The 15,840-nt window shown below is 72.2% G+C and carries 13 protein-coding genes; 5 read left to right on the top strand and 8 right to left on the bottom strand.

All coding sequences use genetic code 11. The annotated features are described in order from the left end of the window. Positions 1–22 precede the first annotated feature (22 nt). Positions 23–4,120 carry a malto-oligosyltrehalose synthase gene (treY, locus tag EXE57_RS20210; protein ID WP_244246785.1) on the top strand — a complete coding sequence of 1,366 codons (4,098 nt, stop codon included), beginning with the start codon at positions 23–25 and terminating at the stop codon, positions 4,118–4,120. Positions 4,121–4,229: 109 nt separating this feature from the next. On the opposite strand, the gene EXE57_RS10710 is transcribed toward treY, so the two are convergent. Further along, on the bottom strand, positions 4,230–6,416 hold the full coding sequence (locus EXE57_RS10710) for an MMPL family transporter (RefSeq protein ID WP_135077364.1): 2,187 nt from the start codon (positions 6,414–6,416) through the stop codon (positions 4,230–4,232). An 84-nt stretch (positions 6,417–6,500) separates the two neighbouring features. Between EXE57_RS10710 and EXE57_RS10715 the strand changes: the two genes are divergently transcribed. After that, positions 6,501–7,253: a TetR/AcrR family transcriptional regulator gene (locus EXE57_RS10715; protein ID WP_135077366.1), complete on the top strand. Its 753-nt coding sequence runs from the start codon at positions 6,501–6,503 to the stop codon at positions 7,251–7,253. Between the two features lie 4 nt (positions 7,254–7,257). On the opposite strand, the gene EXE57_RS10720 is transcribed toward EXE57_RS10715, so the two are convergent. The 5 genes from EXE57_RS10720 to EXE57_RS10740 all read right to left on the bottom strand — a co-directional run bounded on the left by EXE57_RS10720 (position 7,258) and on the right by EXE57_RS10740 (position 12,225). Then, positions 7,258–7,977 (bottom strand): NAD-dependent deacylase, encoded by a 720-nt coding sequence (locus EXE57_RS10720; RefSeq protein WP_208543079.1) that lies wholly within the window; start codon positions 7,975–7,977, stop codon positions 7,258–7,260. A gap of 114 nt (positions 7,978–8,091) precedes the next feature. Then, positions 8,092–9,825 carry a SulP family inorganic anion transporter gene (locus EXE57_RS10725; protein ID WP_135077368.1) on the bottom strand — a complete coding sequence of 578 codons (1,734 nt, stop codon included), beginning with the start codon at positions 9,823–9,825 and terminating at the stop codon, positions 8,092–8,094. 159 nt (positions 9,826–9,984) lie between these two features. Then, complete coding sequence (locus EXE57_RS10730) at positions 9,985–10,260, bottom strand: three-helix bundle dimerization domain-containing protein (RefSeq protein WP_135077370.1); 276 nt, start codon at positions 10,258–10,260, stop codon at positions 9,985–9,987. Between the two features lie 214 nt (positions 10,261–10,474). Further along, positions 10,475–11,392, bottom strand: coding sequence for a 1,4-dihydroxy-2-naphthoyl-CoA synthase (locus tag EXE57_RS10735; RefSeq protein ID WP_135077372.1), 918 nt, complete (start codon positions 11,390–11,392; stop codon positions 10,475–10,477). 38 nt (positions 11,393–11,430) lie between these two features. Next, positions 11,431–12,225: a methyltransferase domain-containing protein gene (locus EXE57_RS10740; RefSeq protein WP_135077373.1), complete on the bottom strand. Its 795-nt coding sequence runs from the start codon at positions 12,223–12,225 to the stop codon at positions 11,431–11,433. Between the two features lie 58 nt (positions 12,226–12,283). Here EXE57_RS10740 and EXE57_RS10745 point away from each other — a divergent pair, with 58 nt between their 5' ends. Next, positions 12,284–12,730 (top strand): nitroreductase family deazaflavin-dependent oxidoreductase, encoded by a 447-nt coding sequence (locus EXE57_RS10745; RefSeq protein WP_135077375.1) that lies wholly within the window; start codon positions 12,284–12,286, stop codon positions 12,728–12,730. Positions 12,731–12,745: 15 nt separating this feature from the next. Further along, entirely contained in the window at positions 12,746–14,047 is a 1,302-nt protein-coding gene (locus EXE57_RS10750; protein ID WP_244246786.1) for an MFS transporter, read from the top strand. On the opposite strand, the gene EXE57_RS10755 is transcribed toward EXE57_RS10750, so the two are convergent. Next, entirely contained in the window at positions 14,044–14,343 is a 300-nt protein-coding gene (locus EXE57_RS10755) for a helix-turn-helix domain-containing protein (RefSeq protein ID WP_135077377.1), read from the bottom strand. The two genes, EXE57_RS10750 and EXE57_RS10755, sit on opposite strands and share 4 nt — an antisense overlap. 63 nt (positions 14,344–14,406) lie before the next feature. Between EXE57_RS10755 and map the strand changes: the two genes are divergently transcribed. Beyond that, positions 14,407–15,180, top strand: a complete 774-nt coding sequence (map, locus tag EXE57_RS10760; RefSeq protein WP_135077379.1) for a type I methionyl aminopeptidase — start codon at positions 14,407–14,409, stop codon at positions 15,178–15,180. Here the strand turns inward: map and EXE57_RS10765 are convergent. Next, a complete protein-coding gene (locus tag EXE57_RS10765) occupies positions 15,177–15,776 on the bottom strand; it encodes an ACT domain-containing protein (protein ID WP_135077381.1) in 600 nt (199 codons plus the stop codon). The genes map and EXE57_RS10765 overlap by 4 nt on opposite strands. Positions 15,777–15,840 lie beyond the last annotated feature (64 nt).

A 15,840-nucleotide genomic window follows, 5' to 3' on the forward strand; every position in this document is an offset into this window, starting at 1 on the left:
CACCGACTGGAAGGATGGTGCCGTGCAGACCCCCGCGAGCACCTACCGGCTCCAGATCACCGAGGACTTCGACCTCCTCGAGGCGGCGCGCACCCTCGCGTACCTCCACGAGCTCGGCGTCGACTGGGTCTACCTCTCGCCCGTGCTGGCGGCGGAGTCCGGGAGCGACCACGGGTACGACGTCTCCGACCACTCCGCGATCGACCCGTCCCGCGGCCGGGGCGCGGGCCTCTCGGCCCTCTCCAGCGAGGCCAGGCGGCTGGGGATGGGGGTGCTGGTCGACATCGTCCCCAACCACGTCGGCATCGCCCGCCCCTGGGAGAACGCCTGGTGGTGGCACGTCCTGACCCACGGCCGCGAGTCGCCGTACGCCGACGCGTTCGACATCGACTGGGACGCCGGCGGCGGGCGGCTGCTGATCCCGGTCGTGGGCGACGACGACCTCCGCGAGAACGGCACGATCGAGCACCTGCGGGTGCTCGCGGGCGAGCTGCACTACCACGACCAGCGCTTCCCGCTGGCTCCCGGAACCGCCGCCGCGGACGCCGCCGCCGATCCCGACGCCGTCCACGCGCGACAGCACTACGAGCTCGTCCACTGGCGCCGGGGCGACAGCGAGCTCAACTACCGCCGCTTCTTCTCCGTCAGCACCCTGGCCGCGATCCGGGTCGAGGACCCCGAGTGGTTCACGCGCTCCCACGAGGAGGTGGCGCGCTGGTTCGCCGACGAGCTGGTCGACGGGCTGCGGATCGACCACCCCGACGGGCTGCGCGACCCCGCCGGCTACCTCGACGACCTGGCCGAGCTGACCGGTGGGGCGTACGTCCTCGTCGAGAAGATCCTCGAGCCCGGCGAACGGCTGCCCGACTCCTGGGCCACGGCCGGCACCACCGGCTACGACGCCCTCGCCCTGGTCGACCGGGTGCTCACCGACCCGGCCGGCGAGCAGCCGCTGGGCGCGCTCGAGGACCGGCTCCGTGGCGCGCCGGTCGACTGGCCGGCCATGATCCACGGCACCAAGCGGACCGTGGCCGACACGACCCTGCTGGCCGAGACCCGCCGCATCGCCCGCGAGCTCGCACCCTGGCTCGACGAGGCTCCGGCCGCCGGCGTCCTCGAGGACGTCGTCGCCGAGCTGCTCGCCTGCTTCCCCGTCTACCGCTCCTACCTGCCCGAGGGACGCAGCCACCTCGACGAGGCGTTCGCCGCCGCGCGGCGCCACCGTCCCGACCTGGCCGACGTGCTCGACCTGGTCGCGCCGGTCCTCGGCGACGGCGCGGCCGACGCGACCCAGCGGTTCCAGCAGACCAGCGGCATGGTGATGGCCAAGGGCGTCGAGGACTGCGCCTTCTACCGGTGGGCCCGGCTCACCTCGCTCAACGAGGTCGGCGGCGACCCGTCGGTCTTCTCGGTGACGCCGCACGACTTCCACGAGGCCATGGCGGTGCGCCAGGCCGAGCGACCGCACGCGATGACGGCCGCCTCCACCCACGACACCAAGCGCGGCGAGGACGTCCGCGCCCGGATCGCCGTGCTCGCCGAGGTGCCCGACCTGTGGGCCGGCGCCCTCGACCGGCTGCTCACGCTCGCCCCCGTTCCCGACGCCGGCTTCGGCAACCTGCTGTGGCAGGCGGTCGTGGGCACGTGGTCCGACGATCCCGCCCTGCGCGAGCGCCTCCACGCGTACGCCGAGAAGGCGATGCGCGAGGCCGGCGACCGGACGACGTGGACCGCGCCCGACGAGGCCTACGAGCACGCCGTGCACGCTGCGGTCGACGCGGCCTTCGACGACGAGCGGGTCCGCGCCGTGCTCGACGAGGTGCTGCTCGCCGTCGGTGACGCCGGCCGGAGCAACGCGCTGTCCGCCAAGCTGGTCGGGCTCACGATGCCCGGGGTGCCGGACGTCTACCAGGGCTCGGAGCTCCGCGAGGACAGCCTGGTCGACCCCGACAACCGGCGCCCGGTCGACTTCGACGTCCGACGCCGGCTGGTCGCCGAGGACCGACCCGGCCACCCCAAGCTGCTGCTGGTGCGCGAGACGCTGCGGCTGCGGCGCGACCGGCCCGAGCTCTTCACGGCGTACGACGCGGTGCCGGCCACCGGCGAGGCGGCCGGCCACGCCCTGGCCTTCGACCGCGGCGGCCTGGTCACCGTCGCCACCCGGCTGCCGGTCGGCCTGGCCGCCCGCGGCGGCTGGGGCGACACCACGCTCGCCCTGCCCGCGGGTCGCTGGCGCGACGCCCTGACCGGCGCCGTGGTCACCAGCGACGGCTCGGTGCCCGTCGCAGACCTGCTGACCGAGCTGCCGGTCGCCCTGCTCGAGGCGCTGCCCGAGCAGCCCCGGGAGCGCGGGCGGTTCGAGGTGTGGGCCCCCCTCCCCTCCCGGGTCCGGCTCGCGGTCGGCGACGAGGTCGTCGAGATGACCCGCAGCCAGGGCGACTGGTGGCGCCCGGCCGGACCGGTGCCGGAGGGCGAGGCCGACTACGGCTACCTGCTCGACGACGCCGACACCCCGGTCCCCGACCCGCGCTCGCTCCGGCAGCCCGGAGGGGTCCACGGCCGGTCGCGCACCTTCGACCCCGGCGCGTTCGCCTGGACCGACCACGCCTGGCACGGTCGGCCGCTCGCGGGCGCCGTCGTCTACGAGCTCCACGTCGGCACCTTCACACCCCAGGGCACCCTCGACGCCGCGATCGAGCGGCTCGACCACCTCGCGGAGATCGGGGTCGGGTTCGTCGAGCTGATGCCGGTCAACGCGTTCAACGGCCGGCACGGCTGGGGCTACGACGGCGTGCTGTGGTCGGCGGTCCACGAGCCCTACGGCGGGCCGGAGGCCTACCAGCGGTTCGTCGACGCCTGCCACGCACGCGGTCTCGGCGTGGTGCAGGACGTGGTGCACAACCACCTCGGCCCCTCGGGCAACTACCTGACGATGTTCGGTCCCTACCTCGTCGACGGGGACACCCCCTGGGGCGACCAGGTCAACCTCGACCGCGAGGGAAGCGACGAGGTCCGTCGGCTGGTCCTCGACTCGGTCCGCGGCTGGTTCACCGACTTCCACGTCGACGGGCTCCGCCTCGACGCGGTCCACGCCCTGGTGGACGGGAGCGACACCCACCTGCTGGAGGAGATGGCGTCCGAGACGGCCGCACTGGCGGCGTACGTCGGGAAGCCGCTGTTCCTCGTCGCCGAGTCGGACCTCAACGACCCCCGCGTGGTCGCGCCGCGGGAGGCCGGCGGGCTCGGCCTCGACGCACAGTGGAGCGACGACTTCCACCACGCGCTGCACGTCGCGCTGACCGGCGAGACGGACGGCTACTACGCGGACTTCGAGCCGCTGGGCGCGCTGGCCAAGGTGCTGGAGCGCGGGTTCTTCCACGACGGCACGTGGTCGTCGTTCCGCGGCCGCGACCACGGGTCACCGCTGGACACGGAGCGGGTCCCCGGTTGGCGGCTCGTCGTCGCCAACCAGAACCACGACCAGGTCGGCAACCGCGCCCGCGGTGACCGGCTCACCGAGTCGCTCGACGACGACCAGCTCGCCGTCGCTGCCCTGCTGACACTCGCCTCGCCCTTCACCCCGATGCTCTTCATGGGCGAGGAGTGGGGCGCCTCGACGCCGTTCGCCTTCTTCACCGACCACCCCGAGGCCGACCTCGGGCAGGCCGTGACGGAGGGCCGGCGTCGCGAGTTCGAGCGGATGGCCTGGGGCGACGACGTTCCCGACCCGCAGGACCCGGCGACCTTCGAGGGGTCGAGGCTCGACTGGTCCGAGCTCGACTCCCCCCGCGGCCGGACGCTGCTCGGGGTCTACCGCGAGCTCGCGGCGCTGCGGCGGACGATGCCGGTCCTCACCGACCCCGACCTGCGCACGGTCCGCGCCTCGGTCGACGAGGACGAACGGTGGCTCGTGGTCCGGCGAGGCAAGGGTGTCGACGCCGTGGTGCTGGGCGTCAGCTTCTCCGACCGACCCGTGACGGTGCCGCTCGACCACGACGTGGCCTACGTCGTGGCCTTCGCGACGCCCGGGTCGACCCAGCCGGTCGGCTCACCGGTCGGCGGGGACCGGCTGATCCTCCCGCCGCACGTCGGGGTGCTGCTCCGTCCCGACCTGGGGTGAGGCGTTGCGGCCGTTCCTGTTCGGTAACGGTGGCTCGAGTGCGCTCCACACGCGTTGCAGCCCGTGTGTAGCGTTTCGGATCCACCGTTACCCAACCGAGAGAGGTCCCCTACGAGTCGGCCCTCACGAGATCCCGGTCCGCGCCTGCCTCGGGAACCTCACCAGTCGACGCCGGCTCTTCGCGGAAGCCGTACCGCTCCCACCACCGGCGCAGCGGGCCCGGCGCCCACCAGTTCCACTCGCCGAGCAGCTTCATCGTCGCGGGGACGAGGAGCGCCCGGACGACCGTCGCGTCGATGAGGAGCGCGACGAGCATGCCGACACCGATCATCTTCATGAAGAGCACGCCGCTGAAGGAGAAGGCCCCGATCACGACCGCGAGCAGTAGGGCGGCCGAGGTGATGATGCGCCCGGTCTTCTGGACGCCCATCGCGACGGCGGCGTCGTTGTCGCCCGTCCGGTCCCACTCCTCCCGGACCCGCGAGAGCAGGAAGACCTCGTAGTCCATCGAGAGGCCGAAGAGGATCGCCAGCATCAGGATCGGGTTGGTCATGTCGAGGAAGCCCTGTGAGCTGAAGTCGAGCAGCCCCTCGAGGTTGCCGTCGCTGAAGATCCACGTGACCACCCCGAAGGACGCCGTGATCGACAGCGCGTTCATCAGGATCGCCTTGACGGGGAGGACCAGCGAGCCGAAGGCGAGGAACAGCAGCACCATCATCACGACCACCACCACGAGCGCCATCCACGGCAGGTGGTCGGAGACCGAGGCCCCGAGGTCGACGGTGTCGGCGGTCAGGCCGCCGACCAGCGACTCGCCGCTGGCGGGCTCGACGGCCCGGATGTCGACGACGGTGTCCTGCGATGCCTGGCTCTGCGAGGAGCCTTCCCAGCTGGCGCGCAGCATCGTGACGTCACCCTCGGCCGCGACCGGCTGGACGCCGGTGATGCCGTCGACCGCCGCGAGGTCGCGGGTGTACGCCACCACGTCCTGCTCGGCGGTGCCGTCGAGCACGACGGTGGCCGTCGAGGTCTCGGGACCGAAGTCGGTCGCCAGCTTCTCGGCCGCGACGTAGGCGTCGGAGTCCGGCGGCAGGATCCGGTGGTCGACCGAGCCCCACTTCACCCCGAGGAACGGAGCGGCGAGGAAGAGCAGCCCGGCGGTGACCACCACGAGGACGGTCACCGGCCGGCGCATCACCGCGGCCGCGATCCGGGCCCAGGCCCCGTTGGCGTCGTCGACCCCCGCCCGCGCCCGGGCCCGGCGCATCACGCGTCCCTTGTCGATCCGCCGGCCCAGCAGCCGCAGCGTGGCGGGCAGCACGGTGAGGGCGGCCAGCATGGCGACGAGGACCGCCGCGATGCCGCCGTACCCCATCGAGCGCAGGAAGGCCTGCGGGAAGACCAGCAGCGACGACATGGCCGCGGCGACGGTGAGGCCGGAGAAGAGCACGGTCCGGCCCGCGGTGCGCATCGTGGTCGTGAGTGCCTCGGAGACACCGTCGGGATCGTCGACGGGTCGTTTCGCGAGCTCCTCGCGGAAGCGGCTGACGACGAAAAGGGCGTAGTCGATCGCCAGACCCATCCCGAGCAGGGTGATCACGTTGACCGAGAAGATCGAGACCTCGGTGAAGAGGGTGATCCCGCGGACGACGGCGAGGGCGCCGATCACGGCGAGCGCTCCGACGAGCACCGGCATCGAGGCGGCCACCAGGCTGCCGAAGATCAGGATCGCGAGGACGGCCACGACCGGGAGCGAGATCGTCTCGGCCCGCTGCAGGTCCTCCTCGGTCCGCTCGTTGACGTCGGCGTACGTCGCGAACACTCCTGCAACGTCGGTCTCGAGGCCCTCGGCGGCCAGCGTGGGCTCGAGCTCCTCGAAGCTCTCGAGGTAGTCGTCCTGGGTCTCGCCGGCGAGCGAGATCAGCACCTGGGCGGAGTGGCCGTCGGTGCTGACGAGCCCGGGGTCCTCGGCCGCGAACCACGGGACCACCTCGGTGGTGGTGTCCTCCGGGAGACCGGCCAGGGTCGCCTCGACCCGCTCGCGGAACTCGGGGTCCTCGACGCGGAGGTCCTCGCTGGAGTAGATGGCGATCACGTCGACGCCCTGGTTGCCGAGCGCCTCGCGCTGCACGGCCAGCGACCGGGACGACTCGGTGTCCGGGTCGTCGAAGCCGCCCTGCGAGAGCGAGCCGAAGACCCCGGCGCCGTACACCCCCGCGGCCAGCGCCAGCGCCAGTCCGGCGAGGAGGACGGCCAACGGCCGACGGACCAGGATCCCGCTCCAGCGATCGAGCATCGAACTACCCCTTCAGGAAAGTGAACGGTGTTCACCGTAAACAGTGTAAACTCGCCGCGTCAAGACATTTCGGAGGTTTCAGTGGTGACGGACCAGACCATGACGCGGCGCCAGCGGCAGCGGGAGGCGACGCTCGACGAGATCGTCGCGACCTCGCGGCAGCTGCTCTCGGCCGGCGAGGAGCTCTCCCTTCGCGCGATCGCGTCCCGGATGGGGCTCACCGCCCCGGCCCTCTACCGCTACGTCGGCAGCTACCAGGAGCTGGTCGACGTGGTGGCCTACGAGATCGACAAGGCGGCGACCGACGAGTTCCGGGAGGCCGCGGCGACCCAGCCCGAGGACGACCCGCTCGCCCGGCTCATCTGTGCCTCGGTGGCGTTCCGTCGCTGGGGCCTGCGGGAGAAGGCGGAGTTCTCGCTGGTCTTCGCCAACCCGGTCGCCGACTCCCACTGCCATCGGCGCGAGGTGATCACCGCGTGGACCTCGGGGCTCTACATGCACTCGCTGCTCCTCGAGGTCTGGCAGCGGACCCACTACGCCCATCCCGAGCTCGACGAGCTCCCCCCCGCGGTCGCCGAGGCGCTGCGCGACCCGATGTTCCCGGTCGACGTCGAGGACATCCCCGCCGACCACCGCGGCCTGATCTGGGTGTTCATGCAGGGCTGGGCCACTCTCTACGGCACCGTGGCGCTCGAGGTCTTCGGCCACATGGATCCGCGGATCATCACCAGCGGCGCGCTCTTCGCCGAGATGCTCGGCGGCTGGGTGCCCCGGCTCGGGGTCGAGGACCCCGACGGCCGCTACCGCGACCTGCTGCTGGCCGAGCTCGCCCGCTGACCCCTCATCTCCGATAGTCCGCCAGGACCTCGTCCACCCACGCCGGTACCAGTCGGGTCGCCGGCCCGCGGCGTGACTCGTCGAAGTCGCTGGTGCCGTCACTGGCGTCGAGGTTGAGCTCGAGAGTGGGCGTGCCGCGCGCCACGGCGTACTGCACGAAGGCCGCGGCCGGGTAGACCAGCCCGGAGGTGCCGATCGAGACGAAGAGGTCGCAGTCCCACAGCGCCTCCTCGATCCGGTCCATCCCGTGCGGGACCTCGCCGAACCAGACGACGTCCGGGCGCAGCTCCCTCGTGCCGCAGTCCGGGCAGGCGGGGTGGTGACCCAGCGGGCCGATCCAGTCGTGGCGGGCGTCGCAGGCGGTGCACCACGCCGAACGGAGCCTGCCGTGCATGTGCAGCACCCGGCGGGACCCGGCTCGCTCGTGGAGGTCGTCGATGTTCTGGGTCACGACGAGCAGGTCGTCGCCGAGCGCCTCCTCGAGCCGGGCCAACGCCGAGTGGGCCGCGTTGGGTCCGACCCGGGCGAGCGCGGAGCGGCGCTCGTCGTAGAAACGGTGCACCAGCGCCGGGTCAGTGGCGTACGCCTCGGGCGTCGCGACCTGCATTGGGTCGTGGCCCTCCCACAGCCCGTCGGCGTCGCGGAAGGTCGGCAACCCGCTCTCCGCGGAGATGCCGGCGCCGGTGAGGACGACGATGCGCGCCGGGGCAGGGCCGGCGGTCACTGGCTCCAACGAGACTTCCTCGGTGCGTGTGTGGTGGACGTCTCCGGAAGACGCCACGCCTGCTGGGGGGACGATATCGGGACCCCGACCCGGGCTTCCTGGTGATGGGTCCTGTCAGCCGCCGGGTGTCGGTGACTCCCCACGGGCACCGTCTGCTGGTCCCTCGGGGGCGTCGAGGTGCGCCTGCAGCGCGAGCAGGATGTTGCCGTGGACCTTGTCCGGGCCGAGGCGCTCGAGGACGTGGTCACGCTCGAGCAGCGCCCTGAACCCGGGCTTCACCCGCGCCAGGCGCAGCACGATCCCGGCGTCGTCGGTGAGGGTGATGATGTCGTCCAGCGTGGCGGAGCCCTGGGAGTCGACGAAGTCCATCCCGCCGCAGTCGAGCACGATCCCGGTCAGGTCGGGGGCCAGGTGGATGATCTCGCGGACCCGGTCCTCGAGGGCGTCCGAGGTGGCGAAGAACAGCCCGCCGTCCATGCGCAGCACGACGACGCCGGGGACCTGCTCGTCATCCGGGTGCTCGCTGAGCTCACGGAACGCGGGGGTGCCGGGTTCGCGCGCCAGCACGGGGATGTGGGGTCGGGTCGCGACCGAGATGAGCCAGAAGATGGAGAGACCGACGCCGATCAGCACGCCCGAGAGGACGCCGAACACCAGGGTCCCCAGCAAGGCTGCCATCGCGACCCAGAAGTCGAACCTCTGGACGCGCGCGAGCCGCCTGACCTCCGGGAAGTTCATCATCCCCATCACCACCGCCTCGGTGATGACGGCGGCCAGCACCGGTTTCGGCAGGTCGGAGAAGAGGGGAGCCAGCACGAGGAGGGTCAGCAGGACCCCGACCCCGGTGGTGAGGGAGGCCACCCCCGACCGGGCGCCGGCATGGTCGTTCAGCGAGCTCGCCGACAGGCTCGTCGAGACCGGCATGCCCTGGAACACCCCCGCTCCGGCGTTCGCCATCGCCTGCGCGACGGACTCCTGGTCGATGTCGATCGGGTAGCGGTGCCTGGCGGCGAACATCCGCGCGTCGCCCGCCGTCTGGGAGAACCCGATCAGCACCAGCGCGAAGGCCGCCAGCGCCCCGGTGCCTGCGTGCTCCCACATCAGCCCACCGTCGGGGACCACGAAGGACGGCAGCCCGCGCGGCACGTCTCCGACGAGTGCCACACCACGGTCCCCGAGGTCGAACAGCCAAGAGGCTGCCAGACCACCGACCACCAGGACCAGCGCTCCGGGCACCTGGGGTGCGACGACGCGGAGCCCGAAGATGACGACGAGGGAGATGACACCCACGACGAGCGTCGTCCGGTGGGTCTCGTCCACGCCGCCCAGCCACGACCAGAGCTCCCGCAGCGAGTTGGAGCCGCTGGCGTCGGTCCCGGTGAGCTTGGACAGCTCGCCGATGACCACGTCGATCGCGGCGCCGAACAGGAACCCGGTGACCACGGCACGTGACAGGAACTGCGCGATCCACCCTGCCTTGATCACCGCGAAGACCAGGAACAGGACTCCGGAGGCCAGGGTGATCCCCGCGACGAACGCCGCGACCTCCCTCTCGTCGGTGATGCCGGCGGCCAGCACCGCGCTGGCGGCGACGGCCGCCAGGCCGGAGCTCGGCCCGACGGAGATCTGCCGGCTGGTCCCGAAGATCCCGTAGAGGATCGCTCCGGCAGCCGCCGCGTAGAGCCCGTTCTGGACCGGGATCCCGGCGATGTCGGCGTACCCGAGGTTCTTGGGGACGATCAGCGCCAGCACGGTGAGCCCGGCGATCAGGTCCCCACGCAGCCAGCCACGGTCGTAGGACCGCACCCACCCCGCGATCGGGAGCAGCCCGGTCAACCGAGAGCTCATGGGCCACCACCCCGTCGCGTCGTCGGTCCGAGGGTCACCCCGGCCCGACGGCCGGCTCGTCAGTCACCCTGGATCGTGCGGTTGCGTCCTGACGTCGGAGGCCGCACCACCACAGCCCTCCGCCTGCGGCCACTGTCCTGCGTCGCCCGGTGTCCCACGTCACCCGCGGAGCATGAGGTGGCGACGCCTGGACCGACGAGGGCTTCCAGCCGTCGGGACGGTCGCGGGGTGGCGGCCGGTGGCGCCCCGTCCCAGCACGTCGGGTCCGAGGTGGTCACGCAGCTCCTCCTTCGCCTGCTTGCGGACCAGCACCGGCACGAAGTCCCGGACCGTGGCGTCGTCGAAGTGGGCCCACAGGCACTCCACGAGCGTGGTCACCTGGTCGATCGGCACCGACGGGAACTCGGCGCACAGCTCGAGCTCGACCGATCTCATGACGGGCCCCTCGTCCACCCGAGCGCGCTGCCGAGGAGCTCGCGCACCCGCGTCGTCCAGCTCGATCGTCATGGCGTGCTCCGTCACCGCTCGGCTACGCAGACAACGATGAGCACGTCGTACCCGGGCCGCATCCTCCGGTACGGGTGACGCGAGGCGTGGTCGGGGTCACCCTCGAGCGCGGACCGTCGCTGGGCCGAGGAGCTGCAGCGGCTCAGTAGTACCAGGGGTAGGGCGACCAGTCCGGCTCGCGCTTCTCGAGGAACTGGTCGCGACCCTCCTGCGCCTCGTCGGTCATGTAGGCCAGCCGCGTCGTCTCCCCGGCGAAGAGCTGCTGGCCGACCAGACCGTCGTCGATCAGGTTGAAGGAGTACTTCAGCATCCGCTGCGCCGTCGGGGACTTGCCGTTGATCTTGCGGCCCCACTCCAGTGCCTCGGCCTCGAGCTCGGCGTGCGGCACGACCCGGTTGACCATGCCCATCCGGTGCGCGTCCTCGGCGGTGTAGACGTCGCCGAGGAAGAAGATCTCGCGGGCGAACTTCTGACCCACCTGACGGGCGAGGTACGCCGACCCGAACCCGCCGTCGAAGGACCCGACGTCCGCGTCGGTCTGCTTGAACCGCGCGTGCTCGGCGCTCGCGATCGTCAGGTCGGAGACGACGTGGAGGCTGTGGCCGCCGCCGGCCGCCCAGCCGTTGACCAGGCAGACCACGACCTTGGGCATGAACCGGATCAGCCGCTGGCACTCCAGGATGTGGAGCCGGGCCATCTTCGCCTGGTCGACCGTGTCGGCCGTCTCGCCCTCGGCGTACTGGTAGCCCGCCCGCCCCCGGATCCGCTGGTCACCACCCGTGCAGAACGCCCACTTGTCGTTCCTGGCGCTCGGTCCGTTGCCGGTGAGCAGCACGCAGCCGACGTCGGCTGAGGTGCGGGCGTGCTCGAGGACCCGCAGCAGCTCGTCGACGGTGTGCGGCCGGAAGGCGTTGAGGACGTCGGGCCGGTCGAAGGCGATCCGCACCGTGCCGTGCGCCCGCGCCCGGTGGTAGGTGAGGTCGGTCAGGTCCTCGAAGCCCGGGACGTCGTCCCACTGGTCGGGGTCGAAGGTCTCCGACACGCCGTCGATCGCACTCATGCGGGCACGCTATCGGCCCGGTCGCCGGGGCCCGGACGTCAGGCCCGGCAGCGCACCTCGGCGTGGGGCACCAGGAACCAGCCGTCCTCGTCCTCGGCCCACTCCCGCCACGCCTCCGCGATCCGTCCCAGGTCCTCCTCGGCGGCCAGTCCGCGCTCGAGGGCCTGCCGGGCGAAGGCGGAGTGCTGGCTGCGCTCGGCCCACTGGTGCCCCCACCAGCGCCGCTCCTCCGGCGAGGCGAAGGACCAGATGCTCGCGCTGCAGGCCAGGTCGGTGAAGCCGGCGGCCCGGCACCACGCGCGCAGCCGGCGTCCGGCGTCGGGTTCGGCGTCGTTGCCGTGGGCGACGGCGCGGTAGACCCGGAGCCAGTCGTCGAGCCCGGCGGCGTCCGGCCACCACGTCATCGCGGCGTAGTCGGCGTCGCGCACGGCCACCACTCCCCCGGGCCGGCACACCCGGCGGAGCTCCTGCAGCGCCGCGACCGGGTCACTGAGGTGCTGCAGCACCTGGTGGGCGTGGACCACGTCGAACGAGCCGTCGGCGAAGGGCAGCCGGTAGCCGCTGGCGAGCGCGACCCTCACGTCCGCGGAGGCCTCGCGCGTGGCGCGCACCGCCTCCCACACCACGTCGACCCCCACCACCCTGCCGGGGTGGACCCGGTCGGTGATCTCGGCGGTGATGCTGCCGACGCCGCAGCCGACGTCGAGCACGGAGACCCCCGGCTGCAGGTCGGGCTCGAGGTAGGCCGCGGAGTTGGCGATCGTGCGCGCCCCGTGGGCGCGCAGCACGCTCGCGTCGTGCCCGTGGCTGTAGACGTCGGTCCTCGTGGCCATGTCCGCCACGCTACCCAGCCTCTGGCGTCGCCCCCGGGCGCGTGATGGGGTGTGAGACATGGCACTCACGGGAGAGTACGAGCCCAGCACGGCGGCCTGGGTCCGCAACCAGGTGGCGGCCTTCGAGGCCTCCGACGGCGCGAGGGCCAACACGCTGGCGTCCACCGGCGACCCGATCGTGGTCATCACCTCGGTCGGAGCCCGCAGCGGCAAGCTGCGCAAGAACCCGGTGATGCGGGTCGAGCACGAGGGCGCCTACCTCGCCGTGGCGTCCAAGGGCGGGTCCGACGACGACCCGGTCTGGGCCCACAACTTCCGCGCCCGTCCCGAGGTCGACCTCCAGGACGGCGCCGACAAGGCGACGTACGACGTGCGCGAGCTGGCGGACGGCCCGGAGCGCGACGTGTGGTGGGAACGCGCGGTCCGGACCTGGCCGAGGTACGGGACCTACCAGCAGAAGACCGATCGACTGATCCCGCTCTTCCTCCTGGAACGCCGTTCGTGACGTCATGATGTGCGGGTGACCCAGACCGCGGCGCCCAGGTCGGCGCTGTCCGAGCCCACCCTCGCTCCTCCCGCACGCTGGGTCGCGGCCCTGACGCTGCTGAACCTCGGCATCTACTCCGGGTGGTTCGGACCGATCCAGGTTCTGCTCGCCGAGCAGGCCGCCACGATCTCGCCCGACCGCAAGGAGGCGGTGCTCTCCCTCGTGCTCGGCGTCGGAGCCGCCGTCTCGACGATCTGCAACCCGGTCTTCGGGGCGTTCTCCGACCGGACGACGCTGCGCCGCGGACGCCGGCTGCCGTGGGTCCTGGCCGGGGCCGCCGGCAGCGCGCTCTCCCTGCTCGTCCTCGCGGCCGCCGAGTCGGTGACCGTGATGCTGCTCGGCTGGTGCGCCGCCCAGGTGTTCCTCAACGCCATGTACGCCGCCGCGATGGCGGCGATCCCCGACCAGGTGCCGGTCGCCCGACGCGGCCTGATCGGTGGTCTGGTGGCGATCGCCCAGACGATCGGGATCGTGGCCGGCGTGGCGATCGCGGGGCTGACCGGCTCGATCGCGACCGGCTACCTCGCCACGCTGGTGGTGCTGCTCCTGCTGACGCTCCCGTACGCCCTCGGTTCGCGCGACCTCGCGCTGCCGGCCGACCACCGGCCGCCGCCGTTCGCGATCGGCTCGTTCGTCCGCTCGTTCTGGATCTCCCCGCGCGAGCACCCCGACTTCGCCTGGGCGTGGATCACCCGGTTCCTGGTCAACCTCGGCAACTACGTCGCCACGCTCTACCTGCTCTTCTACGTCATCGACGGCCTCGGCGTCAGCGAGGACGACGCGCCCGGTCGGGTCCTGGTGCTCACGGCGTTGTACGCCGTCGCCACCATCGTGACGACGGCCGTCTTCGGGCACTGGAGCGACCGGCTCGGTCGACGCAAGGTGTTCGTCATCTGGTCAGGGGTCGTCTCGGGCGTTGCGTCCCTGATCCTGGCCGTCGGGCAGACGTGGCCGGCGGCGGTGGTGGCGGCGATCGTGCTCGGCTGCGCGTTCGGCATCTACACCGCGGTCGACTTCGCCCTCATCACGCAGGTGCTCCCGCGGGCCGAGGAGCGGGCCAAGGACCTCGGGGTCATCAACATCGCCAACGCGCTGCCGCAGGTGCTCGCCCCGGTGCTCGCCGGGGCGATCCTGGTCGTGGTGCGCGAGGCCGGAGGGTCGGTGGCCACGCGCGGCGACGGCTGGTCGCTGGGCTACGGCACCGTCTACCTGGTGTCGTTCGCCGCGAGCGTCCTGGGCTCGGTGCTGGTCACGCGGATCCGTTCGGTGGCCTAGCCGGCGACCGGTCGCCGCGACCCTGCGACCGCCCCTCCGGGAGCGCCCGAGGAGGTCTGGTTGACCTCGGCCCACAGGGCGTCGAGGGAGAGGCCCAGGACGTCGGCGATCGCTGCGATGGTGGGGAAGGCGGGGGTGGCGACGCGACCAGACTCGATCTTCCGGAGCGTCTCGGGCGAGACCCGGGCGTCGAGGGCCGTGGCGAGCATCGAGCGCTCCCCGCGGGCCTGACGGAGGAGGGCGCCGAGGCGCTGGCCGCGCTCGACCTCCGCGGGCGTGAGCGGCAACCTGACCATGGCACCAATTCTAGTACCGGGATAACATGACCGGGATAGTTATTGGACCGCAGGAGGCGCCGCGTGATCGAGATCCTGAACCCCGCCAAGGTGGCCCGCGCCCGCGACACCGGGGCCCTCGTCGCCCACATCCTGCAGACGCTGAGGAGCCGCAGCGCGGTCGGCACCAACCTGCTCGACATCGACCGGTGGGCCCGGACCATGATCGACGAGGCGGGTGCGCAGTCCTGCTACGTCGACTACGCGCCGTCCTTCGGGCGCGGGCCGTTCGGCCACCACATCTGCACCGGGGTCAACGACGCCGTGCTCCACGGGCTGCCTCACGACTACGCGCTGGCCGACGGCGACCTGCTGTCCCTCGACCTCGCCGTCTCCCTGGAGGGCGTGGCCGCGGACTCGGCCATCAGCTTCGTCGTGGGCGAGTCCCGGCCAGCGGAGAGCGTGGCGATGATCGATGCCACCGAACGCGCCCTGGCCGCGGGGATCGCCGCCGCCGCGCCGGGGGCCCGGATCGGCGACCTGTCCCATGCCATCGGAACGGTCCTGACCGAGGCCGGATACCTGATCAACACCGAGTTCGGAGGTCACGGCATCGGCTCGACGATGCACCAGGACCCGCACGTCTCCAACACCGGACGGCCCGGTCGTGGCTACCAGCTGCGCCCCGGGCTGCTGCTGGCGCTGGAGCCGTGGGTGATGGCCGACACCGCCGACCTGGTCACCGACGCCGACGGGTGGACCCTCAGGAGCGCGACCGGGTGCCGGACGGCCCACAGCGAGCACACGATCGCCATCACCGCGGACGGGGCCGAGGTGCTCACGCTGCCCAGGTCCTAGGTGGCGATGGAGCGCGCCAGGCTCGCGAGGTGCTTGACCCGGGCCAGCTCGGAGTCGAGGAACTCCGGTCCCCCGCGTCGCCCGATCAGCAGCGCCTCGTCCGGGCCCAGCGGGCAGGCGAGGACCAGGTCGTCGTCCTCGTCCTCGAGCGGTCCTGGAGCGGAGACGTCGACCCAGGCCACCTCGTCGGGCGCCGCAGCGGTCGAGACCAGGACCCCGCGTTCGCGGTGCACCCGCGCCGCCCAGTCGGAGCGGAAGACCACCGGCAGCAGCTCCACCAGCCGGTCCAGCGCCCGCGCCGGGTGGGCGGTCAGGTCCTCGACGGCCTCGAGGTCGAGGAAGACGTTGCTGCCCGCGGCGTACCGGTTGATCCAGAGCACCTCGACGCCGGTGAGCTGGGTGCAGGCCGAGACGATCGTGTCCGGCATGGTGCCGTCGACCATCTCCAGGAAGACGTCGTCGACCGCCGTCCCGTCGTAGCGCTTCTCGACGATCTCGATCGCCTCGATGTCACCGCCGGCCTCACCGATCGCGGTCGCCACGCGTCCCAGCGAGCCCGGGACGTCGGGGAGCGAGACACGCAGGAGGTACGGCACCCCCCGACACTAGCGTCGTCGTGTTGCCGCGACGTGACACCGCACGAGGGGTGGAACGCGCGGC

It is taken from the genome of Nocardioides euryhalodurans (assembly GCF_004564375.1).
In the GTDB taxonomy this organism is placed as follows: domain Bacteria; phylum Actinomycetota; class Actinomycetes; order Propionibacteriales; family Nocardioidaceae; genus Nocardioides; species Nocardioides euryhalodurans.

Coding starts and splice junctions, on each gene's coding strand:
- EXE57_RS10735 (WP_135077372.1), bottom strand. CDS start 11,392: ATGAGTGCGATCGACGGCGTGTCGGAGACCTTCGACCCCGACCAGTGG.
- EXE57_RS10755 (WP_135077377.1), bottom strand. CDS start 14,343: ATGGTCAGGTTGCCGCTCACGCCCGCGGAGGTCGAGCGCGGCCAGCGC.
- EXE57_RS10730 (WP_135077370.1), bottom strand. CDS start 10,260: ATGAGATCGGTCGAGCTCGAGCTGTGCGCCGAGTTCCCGTCGGTGCCG.
- EXE57_RS10710 (WP_135077364.1), bottom strand. CDS start 6,416: ATGCTCGATCGCTGGAGCGGGATCCTGGTCCGTCGGCCGTTGGCCGTC.
- EXE57_RS10725 (WP_135077368.1), bottom strand. CDS start 9,825: ATGAGCTCTCGGTTGACCGGGCTGCTCCCGATCGCGGGGTGGGTGCGG.
- EXE57_RS10745 (WP_135077375.1), top strand. CDS start 12,284: ATGGCACTCACGGGAGAGTACGAGCCCAGCACGGCGGCCTGGGTCCGC.
- EXE57_RS10740 (WP_135077373.1), bottom strand. CDS start 12,225: ATGGCCACGAGGACCGACGTCTACAGCCACGGGCACGACGCGAGCGTG.